Source organism: Streptomyces sp. NPDC046203, from assembly GCF_040646255.1.
Classification (GTDB): domain Bacteria; phylum Actinomycetota; class Actinomycetes; order Streptomycetales; family Streptomycetaceae; genus Streptomyces.
Genome location: NZ_JBEYZX010000005.1, coordinates 235,141 through 250,903, shown reverse-complemented (window position 1 = coordinate 250,903; position 15,763 = coordinate 235,141). Strand labels below are relative to the sequence as shown.

Genomic DNA, 15,763 nt, shown 5'->3' with positions numbered 1-15,763 from the left:
GACGGGGCCGTCTGGCGCCGCCTCACCGGTTTCCCCTCCGCGGGCCACGGGAAGCGGGAAGCGGGATCCGCGCGGGCGCGTTGACCCGGCGCAGGGCCGGATGTTAGACAACCTTGAGCAGCATACGCAACAGGTGTTGCACACCATGCAACACGCAACGCCCCGACGAGGAGGAGACCTTCGTGCCGGAACAGCCGCAACAGCCGAATCTGCCGAAGTCGCGGATGCACGCGCCGCTGCCGACGGACCCGTCGATGCCGCCGCGACCGCCGAAGCTGCCCGACCTGGCCGGTGAGCGTGTCGACCACCGCTTCAAGGCCCTGCCGCCCGACGCCGAGGGCCTGACCGTCGGCGAACTGGCCGCCCAGCGCCGCAATCTCTTCACCGGCGGCTTCACCACCCCCGTGCTCGCCCTCTCCGCCGAGTCCGTCGCGCACAATCTGCGCCTCCTGGAGACGTACACCGAGCGCCACGGCCTCGCCTTCGCGCCGCACGGCAAGACCTCCATGGCGCCCCGGCTCTTCGACCTCCAGATCGCCCACGGCGCCTGGGGCATCACCGCCGCCGTCCCCCACCAGGCCCGGGTCTACCGCGCCCACGGCATCGCCCGGATCTTCCTCGCCAACGAGGTCGTCGACCCGGTCGCGCTGCGCTGGATCGCCGCCGAACTCGACGCCGACCCCGACTTCCGGCTCGTCTGTTACGTCGACTCGGTGCGCGGGGTCGAGCTGATGGACCAGGCGCTGACGGAGGCGGGCGCGCGCCGCGCCGTGGACGTGGTCGTCGAGCTGGGCGCGGGCGACGGGGCCCGTACCGGCGCCCGTACCGAGGACGACTGCGCCGCCGTCGCCGACGCGGTCGCCGCCACCCGCACCCTGCGTCTCGTCGGCGTCGCCGGCTACGAGGGCGAGGTGCCCGAGGCCGACCCGGAGCGGGTGCGGTCCTGGCTACGCCGGCTCACCGCGCTCGCGGCCGGCTTCGACAAGGCGGGCCGTTTCGACGCGTCCGTCGAGGAGATCGTCGTCAGCGCGGGCGGCAGCGCCTGGTTCGACGCGGTCGCCGACGTGTTCGCGGACCTCCCCGCGCTCTCCCGGCCCGTCCTGAAGCTGCTGCGCTCCGGCGCGTACGTCTCCCACGACGACGGCCAGTACCGCGAGAAGACCCCCTTCAACCGGATCCCGGAGGAGGGCGCGCTCCAGCCGGCGTTCCGGCTCTGGTCGCAGGTCGTCTCGCGTCCCACCGGCGCGCAGGCGTTCACCAACGCGGGCAAGCGCGACGCCGCCCACGACCTCCACCTCCCCGAGGCGCAGGTCGTCCGCGACGCCCGTACCGGCGCGATCCGGCCCGCCGACGGCATCACCGTCACCGGTCTGTCCGACCAGCACGCCTGGGTCCGCACGGACGAGGGCGCGGATCTGGAGGTCGGCGACTGGCTCGGCATGGGCCTGTCCCACCCGTGCACGTCGTTCGACAAGTGGCAGCTGATCCCGCTGGTCGAGGCGGACGGCACGGTCGTCGACTACATCCGCACCTTCTTCTAGATTCCAGGAGCCGTACACCGTGTGGGATCTCGTCTTCCAGGACGCCGAGGTCGTCGACGGCACCGGCGCGCCCTCCTATCGCGCCGATGTCGCCGTCGCGGGCGGCCGGATCGCCGCGATCGTCAAGGAGGGCGCGGCGGCCGGCTGCCAGCGCCCGACCGCCCGCCGGGTGATCGACGCCGAGGGGCTGGCCCTCGCCCCCGGTTTCATCGACATGCACGCCCACAGCGACCTGGCGCTGCTGCGCGACCCGGACCACAGCGCGAAGGCCGCGCAGGGCGTGACCCTCGAAGTCCTGGGCCAGGACGGTCTGTCGTACGCGCCGGCCGACGACCGCACCCTCGGCGAGATACGGCGGGCGATCGCGGGCTGGAACGGCGGCGGCCCCGGGGAGGGCGACATCGACTTCGACTGGCGTACGGTCGGCGAGTACCTGCACCGCCTGGACACCGCGCACGGCGGCCGGGGCATCGCCGTCAACGCGGCGTATCTGATCCCCCAGGGCACGGTGCGGATGTACGCCATGGGCTGGGCGGACCGGCCCGCGACCGCCGCCGAGCTGGACCGGATGCGGGCGCTCGTCGCCGAGGGCCTGGAACAGGGCGCCGTCGGCATGTCGTCCGGCCTCACCTACGCCCCGGGGATGTACGCGCCGGACTCCGAACTCACCGCGCTCTGCCGGGTGGTGGCCGAGTACGGCGGCTACTACTGCCCGCACCACCGCTCCTACGGCGCCGGCGCGCTCGCCGCGTACGAGGAGATGGTGCGGCTGACCCGTGAGGCGGGCTGCGCGCTGCATCTCGCGCACGCCACCATGAACTTCGGCGTCAACGAGGGCCGCGCCGGGGAGCTGCTGGCGCTGCTCGACGAGGCGCTCGCGGCGGGCGCGGACATCAGCCTCGACACCTATCCGTACACCCCCGGCTGTACGACCCTGGCGGCCGTCCTGCCGAGCTGGGCGCACGAGGGCGGGCCCGAGGCGCTGCTCGCGCGGCTGCGGGACGACGCGACCGCCGAACGCATCCGGCACCACCTGGAGGTGACCGGCTCCGACGGCTGTCACGGGGTGCCGATGGAGTGGCACACGATCGAGATCTCCGGGGTGACCGACCCGGCCCTCGCGGACGCGGTGGGCCGGCGTCTCGACGGCTGGCCGGCCGCGCGCCGGCTGCTGCTCGCGGACCGGCTCGGCCCGACGATCCTCCAGCACGTCGGCCACGAGGAAAACGTCCGCGCGATCATGCGGCACCCGGCGCACACGGGTGGCTCGGACGGCATCCTCCAGGGCGCCAAGCCGCATCCGCGCGCGTACGGCACGTTCCCGGAGTACCTGGGGCGGTACGTCCGCGACGAGGGCGTGCTGACGCTGGAGGAGTGCGTGGCCCATCTGACCTCGCGCCCGGCGGCCCGGCTGCGGCTGCCCGACCGGGGGCGGATCCGCGAGGGGTACGTCGCCGACCTGGTCCTCTTCGACCCGGCGACGGTCGCGTCCGGCGCCACGTACGACGCCCCGCGTACCTTGCCGACCGGTATTCCGTACGTGCTGGTGGCGGGCGAGTTCGTGATCGAGGACGGCCGCCGGACCCAGACCCTCGCGGGCCGCGCGATCCGCCGCACGCCGGTCGCGTAGCGGCATACCTCCAGTAGCGGCATACCTCCATACGGGTGACAGCGTTCCCTGGGGACGACGGGCGGGCGGTAGCGTCGGCCCCGGCGGACCCCGGCATGCCTCCAGCCCCTCCGGCCGGGACGAAACGAGGGACGGACGATGGCCTCAGTCCCCTCCTATGACAGCGACGACCCGGAACAGGCCCTGAAGTACGCCATCCGGCATGTCCGTGGCGACCGCGTCCAGATCATCGAAGGAACCATCGAGCCTTCGCCGCCGGCCTGGGATCACGAAGCCGCCGCCGAGACCATCCGCGATCAGGTACGTCCCCGGGCGCGCGAACTCGGCTGCATCACCGGCTCCGGAAATCTGGACCTGCCGGGCTCGCCCAACTGGTTCGTCCCCGACATCGCCGTGGTGTCGGCGGCCCAGGCCAAGGGGGCCGCCACGCTGCTCCCCGAGGACACTCTCCTCGTCGTCGAGGTCACCTCGGATGCGAACGCGGACACCGACCGCATCGTGAAGCGCGAGCGGTACGCCGAATACCGCGCCCCGCTCTACCTCGTCGTGGACCGGCAGGAGAAGAGCGTGACCGTGTACTCCGAGCCCGGCAGGCTCGGCTACACGCGCGTGGACGGCCCGCACCCCTTCGGCGCCCGGGTCCGACTGCCCGAGCCGTTCGGCCCCCTGGACCTCGACACCGGCGACTTGACCTGACCTGGCCTGACCTGGCCTGATCTGGCCTGATCTGGCCTGGCCCGACCTGTGGGGAGACCCGCCCCCGCCTCAGGCCCGGTCCACCACCCTCAAATCCCTCCGCTGCCCCGGGATCGCCGCACTCGCCCCGGCCATCGACGGCAGGTCCACGCGGGACAGCCAAAGCCCCGCCCCCAGGGCGAGGGCCGCGAGGACGAAGCCGTACCAGGGGGTGTGGCCCGACGGCGCCGTCTCGTACGTCAGCGCCCCGCACAGCACGGCCAGGGACCGGCCGAGCCGCCCGTCCCACGCCACCGCCGCGACCACGCACGTCCCCCACAGCACGTACCAGGGCTGCACCATCGGGGACAGCGCCACCAGCGCGAGCAGCGAGATCCCGAGCCCGAGGACGGGGTCGATCCGGCCCCGCCACGCGCGCCAGGCCACCATGGCGACGATCGCGGCCGCCGCCACCAGGCCCAGCTGCTGCACGACACCCTTCACCGGTCCGGGGTCGTCGGCCACCAGCAGGCCGAGTCCGAGGCCGAGGTCGCTGGTCGCCGACAGGGCGGTGTGGATGGTGGCGGCGACGCTCTGGGTACGGAGCCAGCCGAAGCCGGTCCCGGCGAGCAGCGTCGCCCCGGCGGCGACGGCGGCGGCCACCGCCCCGGGCAGTACGAGTCCGCGCACCACTCCCCCGGCGCCGCCGCGCCGCCGGGCGACGAGGACGCCGATGAAGAGCAGCCCGAGCACCGCCGGGGACTTCACCGTCGCCGCGAGGCCGACGACCGCGCTGCCCAGGACCCACCGCCCGCGCACCGCGAGCAGCACCCCGGTCAGCAGCAGGGCGATCATGAGGCCGTCGTTGTGGGTGCCGGCGACGACGTGGACGAGCAGGAGCGGGTTGAGCGCGGCGAGCCAGAGCGCGCCGGGGCCGCCGCCGAGGCCGCGGACCGCCCACACGAGGAGCGCGAGCGCGCCGAGGGCGACGAGCCGCATGCCGAGCACGGCGGGTACGACCGACCCGCCGGTCAGTTTCACCACCGCCTCGGCGAGAACGAGGAAGGCCGGTCCGTACGGCGCGGGGGTGTCCGTCCAGTGGCCGCCGACGGACGCGGCGGCGTCCGCGCCAAGCTCGCCGGGCGCGAGGACGGAGGGCCCGGCCCCGTACACGTCGTGGCCTTCGAGGACCATCGCGCCCTGGGCGATGTAGCTGTAGACGTCGGCGCTGTGCAGCGGCGGGGCGAGCACGAGCGGCCCGGCCCACCAGCCGAGGGTCGCCAGGGTCCGGTCGCCCGAGGCTCCGGCGCGCAGCAGCCGCCCGTACTGCCACCAGGCGGCGAGCAGCAGGGTCAGTCCGAGGTACGCGAGGATCGCGCCGGCCGTGGTGAGCGCGGTGCCGCGCGGCTGCCACAGGCCGGCCCCGCCGCGTACGGGCAGGGCTCCGGCGGTCCAGCCGCCGGCGGTGACGGCGAGCGCACCGGCCGCGCCGAGCCACCGGCATCCGGCGGCGGAGAAAACCCACATGACGGGACAACCTATCCTGCGCCCCCAGAAGCCCCCGCGAGCCCCCGTCACCGCCCGCACCACCGCCCACGCCCCCGTGCGCCCCCGGCCTCACCCCCAGCCCCGGCGCCCAGCCCCGGCGCCCAGCCCCCGACCCCGGCGGGCCCCGGCCCCGACCCCGGCACCGCCACCCGCCCCCCGCTCACCCCGTCCCCCACCCCCTCCCTCCGGGCGACGTGTCCCAGAACACGGCGCGCCATCGCTCCGCACCGCCGTAAGCTCGGTTCATGCAGGTGATCCAGTCCACGAAGCTCGCCAACGTCTGTTACGAAATCCGGGGCCCGGTCCTCGAAGAGGCGATGCGGCTGGAGGCGGCGGGGCACCGCATCCTCAAGCTCAACACCGGAAACCCGGCCGCCTTCGGTTTCGAATGCCCGCCCGCCATCCTCGAGGACATGCTGCGCAACCTCTCCGGCGCGCACGGCTACGGCGACGCGAAGGGGCTGCTGTCCGCGCGGCGCGCGGTGATGAGCCACTACGAGACCAAGGGCATCCCGCTGTCGATAGAGGACATCTATCTCGGCAACGGCGTCTCCGAGCTGATCCAGATGTCCATGCAGGCGCTGCTCGACGACGGCGACGAGGTGCTGGTCCCGGCGCCGGACTATCCGCTGTGGACGGCTTCGGTGTCGCTCGCCGGCGGTACGGCCGTGCACTACCGCTGCGACGAGCAGGCGGACTGGATGCCGGACCTGGAGGACATCGAGCGGAAGATCACCGATCGCACCAAGGCGATCGTGATCATCAACCCGAACAACCCGACCGGCGCGGTCTACGACGACGAGATGCTGCGCGCGCTCACCGACATCGCCCGCCGTCACCAGCTGGTGGTCTGCTCGGACGAGATCTACGACAAGATCCTCTACGACGGCGCGACGCACACCCCGACGGCCGCGATCGCCCCCGACCTGATGGTGCTCACCTTCAACGGCATGAGCAAGAACTACCGGGTGGCCGGCTTCCGCTCCGGCTGGCTCGCGGTCTGCGGCCCGAAGGCGCACGCCTCCTCGTACATCGAGGGCCTGACGATCCTGGCGAACATGCGGCTGTGCGCCAACATGCCGGCGCAGCACGCGGTGGCCGCCGCGCTCCAGGGACGGCAGTCGATCGAGGAGCTGGTGCTGCCGGGCGGTCGGCTGCTCGAACAGCGGGACACGGCGTACGAGCTGCTCACCCAGATCCCTGGCGTGACGTGCGTGAAGCCGAAGGGCGCGCTGTACCTGTTCCCGCGGCTGGACCCGAACGTCTACAAGATCAAGGACGACCGGCAGATGGTCCTCGACCTGCTGCGGTCCGAGAAGATCATGGTGGTGCACGGGACGGGCTTCAACTGGCACGAGCCGGACCACTTCCGGATCGTGACGCTGCCCTCCGCCACGGATCTGGCGGACGCGGTCACCCGGATCGGCACCTTCCTGGACGGCTACAGCCAGCGCTGACCGGTATCAGCGGCGAGGCCCCGACGAGCACCTTCCGCTGCTCGTCGGGGCCTCACTGAACCCCGCCTTCCACCCTTTTCGGACGAGGCTCAACTTTAGACGGAATCCAAGCTAGGATGCTTTTCAAGCACCTGGGCAGGGAGGCCGTCGCATGTACGAACCGATCCGCACCAAGTCGGTCCACCGGATGGCCGACCCCTCCCGCGAGCGGCTCGACTTCCCGCACCGCTCCCGCGAGGAGGAGCTGGACATCCAGCTCGCCGGTCATCTCGCCGCCCTGCTCGCCGTCACCGACGAACTCGGCGACAGCGCGGCCGGTGAACTCATCGCCCGGCAGGTCGCGCGGCTGCGCGGCACCCCGCCGGCCCGGCACGCGGGCCTGAGCGGCGCGCCCGCCGCGGTGCTGCACCGCAAGGCGCACGCCCTCGCGGGCCGGGCGCTGGTCGTCGCGGCCTCCCGGGCCGACACGACCGCCGCGATCCTCGCCGCCGAGCGCATGGACGCGCACACGGCGGCACTCGCCGCACCGGCACCCGCCCCCGCGACGCCGACCCCGGACCCCGCCGTAGCCCCCGCCGTAACTGCCGTAACCCCCGCCCCGACCCCGTCCCTGGTCGGCGCCCCCTGATCGGCCCCGGTCCGCGCGCCCTCGACGGCGGGGGGACCGGGCGCCACCCAATCCCCCCGCCCCGCACCCACGAGCACGCACAACGGCCCGGAAAATGCGCCGACCCCCGGAGCCGTGAGGGGGCTCCGGGGGTCGTTCGCGTCGCGGCGGGCCGTCGTGACCCCACTGGTCAGGGCGGAAATCGGGGCAACCCGCCACGAGTCTCGGGTGCCGCCGCCGTCGCGCGGGATCGCGCGGCGGCAGCGGTCAGGGCATCAGCCCAGGCGCTCGACGAGCGCGCGGTGCTGCTCCCACAGCTCCTTCGGCGTGTGCTCGCCGAAGGTCTCCAGGTGCGCCGGGACCAGGGCGGCCTCCTCGCGCCACACGTCCTTGTCGACGGTGAGCAGGAAGTCCAGGTCCTCCTCCGGCAGCTCCAGACCGTCGGTGTCCAGGGCCTCCTTCGTCGGCAGGACGCCGATGGGGGTCTCGACGCCCTCGGCCTTGCCGTCGAGGCGCTCGACGATCCACTTCAGGACGCGGCTGTTCTCGCCGAAGCCGGGCCAGACGAACTTGCCGGCGTCGTTCTTGCGGAACCAGTTGACGTAGTAGATCTTCGGCAGCTTGGCGGCGTCCGCCGACTGGCCGATCTTGATCCAGTGCGCCATGTAGTCGCCCATGTTGTAGCCGCAGAACGGCAGCATGGCGAACGGGTCGCGGCGCAGCTCGCCGACCTTGCCCTCGGCGGCGGCGGTCTTCTCGGAAGCCACGTTGGCACCGAGGTAGACGCCGTGGTTCCAGTCGAAGGACTCGGTCACCAGCGGGACGGCGGAGGCGCGGCGGCCACCGAAGAGGATCGCCGAGATCGGCACACCCTTCGGGTCCTCCCACTCCGGGGCGATGATCGGGCACTGGCCGGCCGGGACGGTGAAGCGGGCGTTCGGGTGGGCGGCCGGGGTCTCGGACTCCGGCGTCCAGTCGTTGCCCTTCCAGTCGGTGAGGTGCTTGGGCAGCTCCTCGGTCATGCCCTCCCACCACACGTCGCCGTCGTCCGTGAGGGCGACGTTCGTGAAGACGGAGTTGCCCCACATGGTCTTCATGGCGTTGGCGTTGGTGTGCTCGCCGGTGCCGGGCGCGACGCCGAAGAAGCCGGCCTCGGGGTTGATCGCGTAGAGGCGGCCGTCCTCGCCGAAGCGCATCCAGGCGATGTCGTCGCCGATGGTCTCCACCGTCCAGCCGGGGATGGTGGGCTCCAGCATGGCGAGGTTGGTCTTGCCACAGGCCGACGGGAAGGCGGCGGCCACGTACTTGGCCTCGCCCTGCGGCGGGGTGAGCTTCAGGATGAGCATGTGCTCGGCCAGCCAGCCCTCGTCGCGCGCCATGACGGACGCGATGCGCAGGGCGTAGCACTTCTTGCCGAGCAGGGCGTTGCCGCCGTAGCCCGAGCCGTACGACCAGATCTCACGGCTCTCGGGGAAGTGCGAGATGTACTTGGTGGAGTTGCACGGCCACGGCACGTCCTCCTCGCCCTCCGCGAGCGGGGCGCCGAGGGTGTGGACGGCCTTCACGAAGAAGCCGTCGGTGCCGAGCTCGTCGAGGACGGCCTGACCCATCCGGGTCATGGTGCGCATGGAGACCGCGACGTACGCGGAGTCGGTGATCTCGACGCCGATGGCGGAGAGCGGGGAGCCGACGGGGCCCATGCAGAAGGGCACCACGTACATGGTGCGGCCCTTCATGGAGCCGCGGAAGATGCCCTTCTCTCCCGCGAAGAGCTCCTTCATCTCCGCCGGGGCCTTCCAGTGGTTGGTCGGGCCCGCGTCCTCCTCCTTCTCGGAGCAGATGAAGGTCCGGTCCTCGACGCGCGCGACGTCGGTCGGGTCGGAGGCGGCGTAGTACGAGTTCGGGCGCTTGACCGGGTCCAGCTTCGTGAAGGTCCCCTTGGCGACGAGCTCCTCGCACAGGCGCTCGTACTCCGCCTCCGACCCGTCGCACCAGACGACACGGTCCGGCTGGGTGATCTCGGCGATCTGGTCGACCCAGGAGACGAGCTCCTGGTGCTGGGTGGGGACGGTGGAGGGAGCCGCGTTGTCGCGCGCCACGATTGCTCCTTGAAGAGGGTTGTGAAGATGTCATGCCCCTTGGGGGCTGCGACCCGGATGCGTCGTAGCGCTCATCCGGTGCCGACCGCACTCATTTGATCATCCGATGCTACCGCCCATATGTCCAGGGGTCCGCACACGTGAGCATCGCCACTTATAGGTCCTCCGTACGTCGCCCACGCGCCCCTCGCACGTCGCCCGTACGTCACTTGCGCGCGCCTCGTACGCCTGTACGCCCCGCGTACCTCCTGTACGCCCCACCCGCACGCCGCCCGCACGCCCCCGACTCGCCCCTGATCCGCCCCCGGGCCCGACCCCGACCGCACCCCGGCCCATCCCCGGCCCTGCCCCTGATCCGTCCCCGGGCCCGACCCCCGACCCGACCCCGACGCGCCCGTTGTGTTCCACCTCACGGCCGGTCGCCCCACGTATCCGGGTATCCGGGCATCCACCCGTATCCGGAACTTACGCGAGCGTAGGTAGCATGCGGATTCATGACAGCCTCGCCGGACCTCACCACCGCGGAGCAGCGCCCGGCGCTGCCACTGCCGCACCCCCTCCCCCTCAAGCCGAGACTCCGGGGCTGGCTGCACGCCGGGATGTTCCCGGCCGTGATCGTCGCGGGACTCGTCCTGGTCGCCCTCGCGGACTCCCCCCGCGCGCGGATCGCCTGCGGCATCTACGTCCTCACCGCGTGCCTGCTGTTCGGCATCAGCGCGCTGTACCACCGCGGCACCTGGTCGGCGCGCGGCGAGGCGGTGCTGCGGCGGCTCGACCACGCGAACATCTTCCTGATCATCGCGGGCACCTACACGCCGCTGACCCTGCTCCTGCTGCCCGACTCCACCGGCCGGCCCCTGCTGTGGGCCGTCTGGGCGGCGGCTGCGGCCGGCATCGCCTTCCGGGTCTTCTGGGTCGGCGCGCCGCGCTGGCTGTACACGCCCTGCTACCTCGCGATGGGCTGGGCCGCCGTCTTCTTCCTGCCGGACTTCATGCGGACGGGCGGCATCGCCGTCCTGGTCCTCGTCGTCGTCGGCGGTCTGCTCTACAGCGTGGGCGGGGTCGTCTACGGCTTCAAGCGCCCCAACCCCTCGCCCCGCTGGTTCGGCTTCCACGAGGTCTTCCACTCGTTCACGCTCGTGGCGTTCATCGTCCACTACGTCGGCATCTCGCTGGTCGCCTACCAGCACGCCTGACGCACCCGTCCGGTCCGGCCGACCTGACCGGCCTGCTCGTCCGAGCCCCGGACGGGCAGGCCCGCACCCGTCCGGCCCGCTGTGCCCGGCCCCCGCGCCGGGCACAATGACCGCCATGACCCCCATGGCGGCCCCCTCCCCGCGCCCCACCCTGCGCGAACGCAAGAAGCTCAAGACCCGCGTCGCGATCCGGAAGGCCGCCTGCCGGCTCGTGGCGGAGCAGGGGTACGAGGCGACCACCGTGGAGCAGATCGCCGCGGCGGCCGAGGTCTCCCCCTCCACCGTGGCCCGCTACTTCCCCGTCAAGGAGGACATCCTCCTCAGCGACGACCAGAGCGAGCTGCTGGTCGCCCGGCTGCGGGCCCGCCCCGCCGGGGAACCGCCGCTCGACTCGCTGCGCGCCGTCCTCCTCGACGCCGTCGCCGCCTCCTTCGCCGGGGATCCGCGCGAGGCCGTGCTGCGGGCCCGTTTCGTGGTCGAGATCCCCGCCGTACGCGCCCGGCTCACCGAGACCGCGGCCGAGACCGGCCGGATGCTCTCCGGGGCCGTCGCCGAACGCACCGGCCGGGCCCCCGACGACCTGGAGGTACGGGTCTTCACGGCGGCCGTCCTCGGGGCGATGCGCGAGGCCACGCTGCACTGGGCCGAACGCGGCGGCCGGCTCGGCGACCTGATCCCGCTCCTCGACCGGGCCGTGGACGTCCTCCAGACCGGCCTGACCCTCCGCTCCCCGGCCGAAGCCGAGCCCGGCACCGGGTCCGGCACCGAGGCCGACGAGTCTGGGACCGCCCCCACGGCCCCCGCCCCCGACACCGCCCCCGGCTCCGCTACCTCCGGCCCAGCGCGGCCCTGACCAGCGTCCCCGACACCGGATTGTCCGCGCACCCCCACACTCCGTGCGGGCAGTAGTCCGTGAGGGTCTGGTACGCGGGCCGGTGCCGGACGAACCAGTCGAGCATCCCCCGTACATACGCCGGATCGTCCCCGTTGCGGAACAGCCCCCACTCCGGGAACGACACCGGCTTGTGGTGCGCCGCCGCGAAGCGGGCGTGGAACTCCAGTCCGTACGGCTCCGTCACCTGCTCCGCGAAGGAGAGCCCGGCCGGCTGGTCGTAGGCGTCCATGCCGACGATGTCCACCACGTCGTCGCCGGGGTAGCAGCGCGGCCAGTCGATCGCGTCCCGGCCGCGGCTCGGCGCGAAGTCGAAGCGGAAGTGCTGCCCCGGCACCTCCCGCAGCGTCGCGACCACCCGCCGCCAGTACCGCTTCCAGCTCTCGGGGTCCGGCGCGCAGCGGTGCGCGTACGTGGTGCCGTTCATCTCCCAGCCGAGCACCAGAACGGCGTCCGCGAGCCGGTGCTCCACGAGCCGCTCGCCGAGGACGCGGAAGTGCTCGTCGAACTCCCCGCCGGCGCCGCGCCGCAGCCCGTCCCGTACCTCTTCGTCGGACAGGTGCTCCTCGCTGCGGTCGAGCAGCGGGACGTTCAGGACGAACAGCCGGCCGGGCCGGGCCTGCTTCCAGCGCGCCCACGGTTCGAACAGCTCGGGGTGGCCCTCGATGTTGGACCACTGGTCGCCCGGCAGATAGGTGTGCCCGACGGACAGCGGCGGACCGCCGAGCCATGCCTCCACGGCGGCGATCCGCTGCACCCCGGTCTCGTCCGAGCCGGTGAAGAAGCCCGACGGCACCCCGGTCAGCAGCGCGGGCGCGCCCCAGGCCGGGTCCGCGCCCTCCCCGAGCTCCCGGCCCTCGTGCCGCGCCGGCCACACCCACCACAGCAGCGACGACAGCAGCACCAGGACGGCGAGGACCGCGATCGGCACGGCGGGCGCCACCCACGGCCGGGACCGCAGGCCGTCGGCCAGGCGGCCGGACAGGCCACCGGACAGGCCACCGGACAGACGGCCGGACAGACGGCGTGAGGCGAGTGAGGCGACCGACACGAGCGGGCGGAGGAAGCCGGGCCATCCGCGCGGGCGGGGAGAGCGGGAAGGACGGCGCACGTCAGCTGGTCCAGAAATCCCACCAGCGGGTCAGGATCAGCATGCCGATGATCCCGATGTGCACGACCGGTAGCGCGAAGGCGAAGTCCGCGAAGAAGCTCCGCAGCGCGGCCGGGGCGGGCAGCAGCCGGTGCGTCACATTGTGCGCGGTGACGTACCAGAACATGGTGATCGTCGCGCACCAGGCCAGCGAGCACCACAGACAGAGCGAGCCGATCTCGTACAGCGACTGCTGCATCAGCCAGGTGCAGAAGCCGACGCCGAACAGCATCCCGGCGTTCAGCCCCCGCCAGAACCAGGGCCGGTAGCGGGCGCCCGCCAGGATCCCGGCGCCCGCGGCGATCACGACGGCGTAGGTGACGAGGCCGAGCAGCGGGTTCGGGAAGCCGAACACCGCGGCCTGGGCGCTCTTCATGACGTTGCCGCAGGAGACCACCGGGTTGAGGCTGCACCCGGGTTGGAAGCCCGCGTCCTCGGCCATCTTGATCTTGTCGATGGTGATGACCCAGGCGGCGAGCACCCCGGCCGCGCCCGTCACCATCAGCATCCAGGCGAAGGCCCGGCTCGCGCCGACGCCCCGGCCGGCGGCGTCCTCGCCGGACGCGTCGGGAGCGCCGTGTGCGCCGCGCTCGATGCCTGCGCTGCCCGCGCTGCCCGCGTTGCCTACTTCGTCCTGCCGGTGCCGCTGTCCGGGGACCGCGTCCCCGCCCTCTACGTCCACCGTCGTCATGGCGCCACTCCTCGTCCGCTCGGCCCGGCCGGACCAGCCGGACCGACCGGGTCCCTTCCGGTTCCGGTGCCGGTGCCGGACGCTCCGGTCCGGCCCGGTCCGCTCCGTCTGCTCAGCCTTGAATGCCCCGGATCAGCCCTGGATCAGCCCTGGATCCGGCTCACCGGCACCATCAGATGGGCCGCGTTCCGTACGACCTCGTCGTCGGTGACGAAGACCTTCAGCCGCGCCTCCGTGACCGGCTCTCCCGGGCGCGCGAGCGGCCACGGGGTGACCGGGAGGATCAGACAGACCTTGCCGCTCTCGTGCGCGGCCGCCTCCCAATCGGCGGGCACCGGGCACTGCGCGCTCATGAACGGCAGCGTCAGGACCGCGCGCCGCGCCTCGACCAGGAGATGGACACCGGCCCTGCGGTCCTCCGCGAGGTCCACGACGGCGGCACCGATCGGCAGGTCCATGTCTTCGAGCGTCGCCCGCAGCGCCGCCGCGCCGGCCTCCGGGCCGTCCCGTCCGTCGCCGAGCGAATACACCATCAGAAACGGGGTGGCGGGGACGTCACCGGCGGGGCCGATCGTCCAGGCGATGACGGTCAGCGTTCCGAGCGGACTTTCGCCGCGCGCCGTGTCGAGAGCTTCGGAGGTGGTCATGAATCCGGATGCTAGGGGACGAACACCGGCCCTCCCGCGCCGAATTCACTCATTCGGCCGACATTCCCCCCGTTGGCAAATACGGCGCAACGAACCGGCGTTTTCCTCGTTATGCCTACACGGCCTCCCCCTATTCTCAGCGAGGGGGACTTCGCCGACCTCTGGAGATCACTCATGATCGTCCCGCGGCTCGTTTCACGCCGCTCCGCCGTGCGCGCCCTCTACGCCCTGTCCGTCACCGCGTTCACGGGCGGCGCGCTCGCCCGTATCGCGTCCGCCGCCCCCGCCCCCACCGTTCCCTCCGTTCCCGGATCCGCCCTGCCACCCTTGCCGCCGCTGCCGCCGCTGCCCCCGCACCCCGTCCTCTTCGACGAGGTGTACGCGGGCCGGCGCATCCAGGGGCTGCGCGGGCCGGCCGGCGGGCCGATCGTGCTCGTCGACGGGCTGCCGCTGCATCTGATGCGCTGCGCCGACGGGGGCTGGCTCACTCCGCTCGACCACTACGAGATCTGTCCGACGCCGCTGGCGGCCACCCGGGCGGCCGTGGACGCCCTTGGACCGGCCCGGCTGAGCCGGCTCGCCGCCGCGCACGGCGCGCACGGCGCGCACGCCGCCGCCGGAGCCCCGAACCCGGCCCCGACCCCGGCCTCGGCCCCGAACCCCCACCACTCCTCCGCCGCTGACGACGGTCCGGGCGCCGCCCGGACCGGAGGGAGCCCCCGTGGCCGCGTACACGCGTAAGGACCAGCGCGATCTGACGAAGACGGAGCGCAAGCGCTTCGTCGACGCCGTCCTCGAACTCAAGAAATCGGGAAAGTACGACGACTACGTCCGCACCCACATCGACTACTACGTCGCCGACGGCGAGGGGCAGCTGCGGGTCGCGCACATGTGTCCGAGCTTCCTGCCCTGGCACCGGAAGTTCCTGCTGGACTTCGAGCGGTCGCTGCGCGAGATCGACGACTCGGTGACCGTGCCGTACTGGGACTGGACCCGGGACAACAGCGCGAAGTCCTCCCTGTGGAACGACGACTTCCTGGGCGGCAACGGCCGGTCCAGCGACTACCAGGTCACCACCGGCCCGTTCGCGTACGCGCGCGGCCAGTGGAACGTGCGCTACGGGATGACCGAACAGAGCTTCCTGAGCCGGGACTTCGGCCGTCCGCGCAATCCGCTCACTCTGCCGACAGCCGACGACGTCGACGACGCGCTGGGACAGTCCTCGTACGACTCCTCGCCCTGGAACTCCACCAGCCGCTCGGGCTTCCGCAACCGGCTGGAGGGCTGGGGCAGCGGCGACGGCAACGCGCGGTTCCGGCTGCACAACCGGGTGCACCGCTGGGTCGGCGGGCAGATGCTGGGCGGCGGCTCGGTCAACGACCCGGTGTTCTGGCTGCACCACTCCTTCATCGACCTGCTGTGGTCTCGCTGGCAGAAGGAGAACCCCAAGGGCGGCTACATGCCGAAGAAACAGCCGCCGGAGGGCGACGCGCAGCGCGGCAAGGTCGCGGCGCTGAACGACAAGATGGCGCCGTTCGACGTGTCGCCCGCCGACATGCTCGACCACAGTGCGATCTACCGCTACGCGTGAGGGGCGCGCCGACAGGCCGCGCACAGGGATGTCCCCCCG

Annotated in this window: 14 protein-coding genes; 9 read left to right on the top strand and 5 right to left on the bottom strand. The window is 72.6% G+C overall.

Annotated features, from left to right (window positions below; all coding sequences use genetic code 11):
* Positions 1 to 254: 254 nt before the first annotated feature.
* The 3 genes from ABZ990_RS06750 (at position 255) to ABZ990_RS06740 (ending at position 3,867) form a co-directional block, all read left to right on the top strand.
* Positions 255 to 1,541 carry an alanine racemase gene (locus ABZ990_RS06750; RefSeq protein WP_361226415.1) on the top strand — a complete coding sequence of 429 codons (1,287 nt, stop codon included), beginning with the start codon at positions 255 to 257 and terminating at the stop codon, positions 1,539 to 1,541.
* A gap of 19 nt (positions 1,542 to 1,560) precedes the next feature.
* The gene (locus ABZ990_RS06745) at positions 1,561 to 3,171 is read left to right on the top strand and encodes a D-aminoacylase (RefSeq protein ID WP_361226311.1); all 1,611 of its coding nucleotides are present in this window, start codon (positions 1,561 to 1,563) and stop codon (positions 3,169 to 3,171) included.
* A gap of 138 nt (positions 3,172 to 3,309) precedes the next feature.
* Positions 3,310 to 3,867 carry a Uma2 family endonuclease gene (locus ABZ990_RS06740; protein WP_361226310.1) on the top strand — a complete coding sequence of 186 codons (558 nt, stop codon included), beginning with the start codon at positions 3,310 to 3,312 and terminating at the stop codon, positions 3,865 to 3,867.
* 69 nt (positions 3,868 to 3,936) lie between these two features.
* Here the strand turns inward: ABZ990_RS06740 and mptB are convergent, their stop codons facing one another.
* On the bottom strand, positions 3,937 to 5,373 hold the full coding sequence (mptB, locus tag ABZ990_RS06735; RefSeq protein WP_361226307.1) for a polyprenol phosphomannose-dependent alpha 1,6 mannosyltransferase MptB: 1,437 nt from the start codon (positions 5,371 to 5,373) through the stop codon (positions 3,937 to 3,939).
* Positions 5,374 to 5,639: 266 nt separating this feature from the next.
* Between mptB and ABZ990_RS06730 the strand changes: the two genes are divergently transcribed.
* On the top strand, positions 5,640 to 6,851 hold the full coding sequence (locus ABZ990_RS06730; protein ID WP_361226305.1) for a pyridoxal phosphate-dependent aminotransferase: 1,212 nt from the start codon (positions 5,640 to 5,642) through the stop codon (positions 6,849 to 6,851).
* Between the two features lie 151 nt (positions 6,852 to 7,002).
* Positions 7,003 to 7,479, top strand: coding sequence for a hypothetical protein (locus ABZ990_RS06725; protein ID WP_361226302.1), 477 nt, complete (start codon positions 7,003 to 7,005; stop codon positions 7,477 to 7,479).
* Positions 7,480 to 7,733: 254 nt separating this feature from the next.
* Here ABZ990_RS06725 and ABZ990_RS06720 read toward each other — a convergent pair whose 3' ends face one another.
* On the bottom strand, positions 7,734 to 9,557 hold the full coding sequence (locus tag ABZ990_RS06720) for a phosphoenolpyruvate carboxykinase (GTP) (RefSeq protein ID WP_361226300.1): 1,824 nt from the start codon (positions 9,555 to 9,557) through the stop codon (positions 7,734 to 7,736).
* 494 nt (positions 9,558 to 10,051) lie between these two features.
* Between ABZ990_RS06720 and ABZ990_RS06715 the strand changes: the two genes are divergently transcribed.
* Together ABZ990_RS06715 and ABZ990_RS06710 are read left to right on the top strand one after the other, a co-directional pair.
* Positions 10,052 to 10,753, top strand: a complete 702-nt coding sequence (locus ABZ990_RS06715; protein ID WP_361226297.1) for a hemolysin III family protein — start codon at positions 10,052 to 10,054, stop codon at positions 10,751 to 10,753.
* A gap of 115 nt (positions 10,754 to 10,868) precedes the next feature.
* Complete coding sequence (locus ABZ990_RS06710) at positions 10,869 to 11,606, top strand: TetR family transcriptional regulator (RefSeq protein WP_361226295.1); 738 nt, start codon at positions 10,869 to 10,871, stop codon at positions 11,604 to 11,606.
* Here the strand turns inward: ABZ990_RS06710 and ABZ990_RS06705 are convergent.
* From ABZ990_RS06705 to ABZ990_RS06695, 3 genes are all read right to left on the bottom strand, one after another.
* Positions 11,581 to 12,696 carry a glycosyl hydrolase gene (locus ABZ990_RS06705; RefSeq protein WP_361226293.1) on the bottom strand — a complete coding sequence of 372 codons (1,116 nt, stop codon included), beginning with the start codon at positions 12,694 to 12,696 and terminating at the stop codon, positions 11,581 to 11,583. The two genes, ABZ990_RS06710 and ABZ990_RS06705, sit on opposite strands and share 26 nt — an antisense overlap.
* A gap of 61 nt (positions 12,697 to 12,757) precedes the next feature.
* Positions 12,758 to 13,486: a vitamin K epoxide reductase family protein gene (locus tag ABZ990_RS06700; RefSeq protein WP_361226291.1), complete on the bottom strand. Its 729-nt coding sequence runs from the start codon at positions 13,484 to 13,486 to the stop codon at positions 12,758 to 12,760.
* A gap of 143 nt (positions 13,487 to 13,629) precedes the next feature.
* Entirely contained in the window at positions 13,630 to 14,133 is a 504-nt protein-coding gene (locus tag ABZ990_RS06695) for a DUF5949 family protein (protein WP_361226288.1), read from the bottom strand.
* Between the two features lie 174 nt (positions 14,134 to 14,307).
* Here ABZ990_RS06695 and ABZ990_RS06690 point away from each other — a divergent pair, with 174 nt between their 5' ends.
* Both ABZ990_RS06690 and ABZ990_RS06685 read left to right on the top strand, forming a co-directional pair.
* Entirely contained in the window at positions 14,308 to 14,874 is a 567-nt protein-coding gene (locus tag ABZ990_RS06690) for a tyrosinase family oxidase copper chaperone (RefSeq protein WP_361226287.1), read from the top strand.
* The gene (locus ABZ990_RS06685) at positions 14,855 to 15,724 is read left to right on the top strand and encodes a tyrosinase family protein (RefSeq protein ID WP_361226284.1); all 870 of its coding nucleotides are present in this window, start codon (positions 14,855 to 14,857) and stop codon (positions 15,722 to 15,724) included. Before ABZ990_RS06690 ends, ABZ990_RS06685 begins: the two co-directional genes overlap by 20 nt.
* Positions 15,725 to 15,763: the final 39 nt, after the last annotated feature.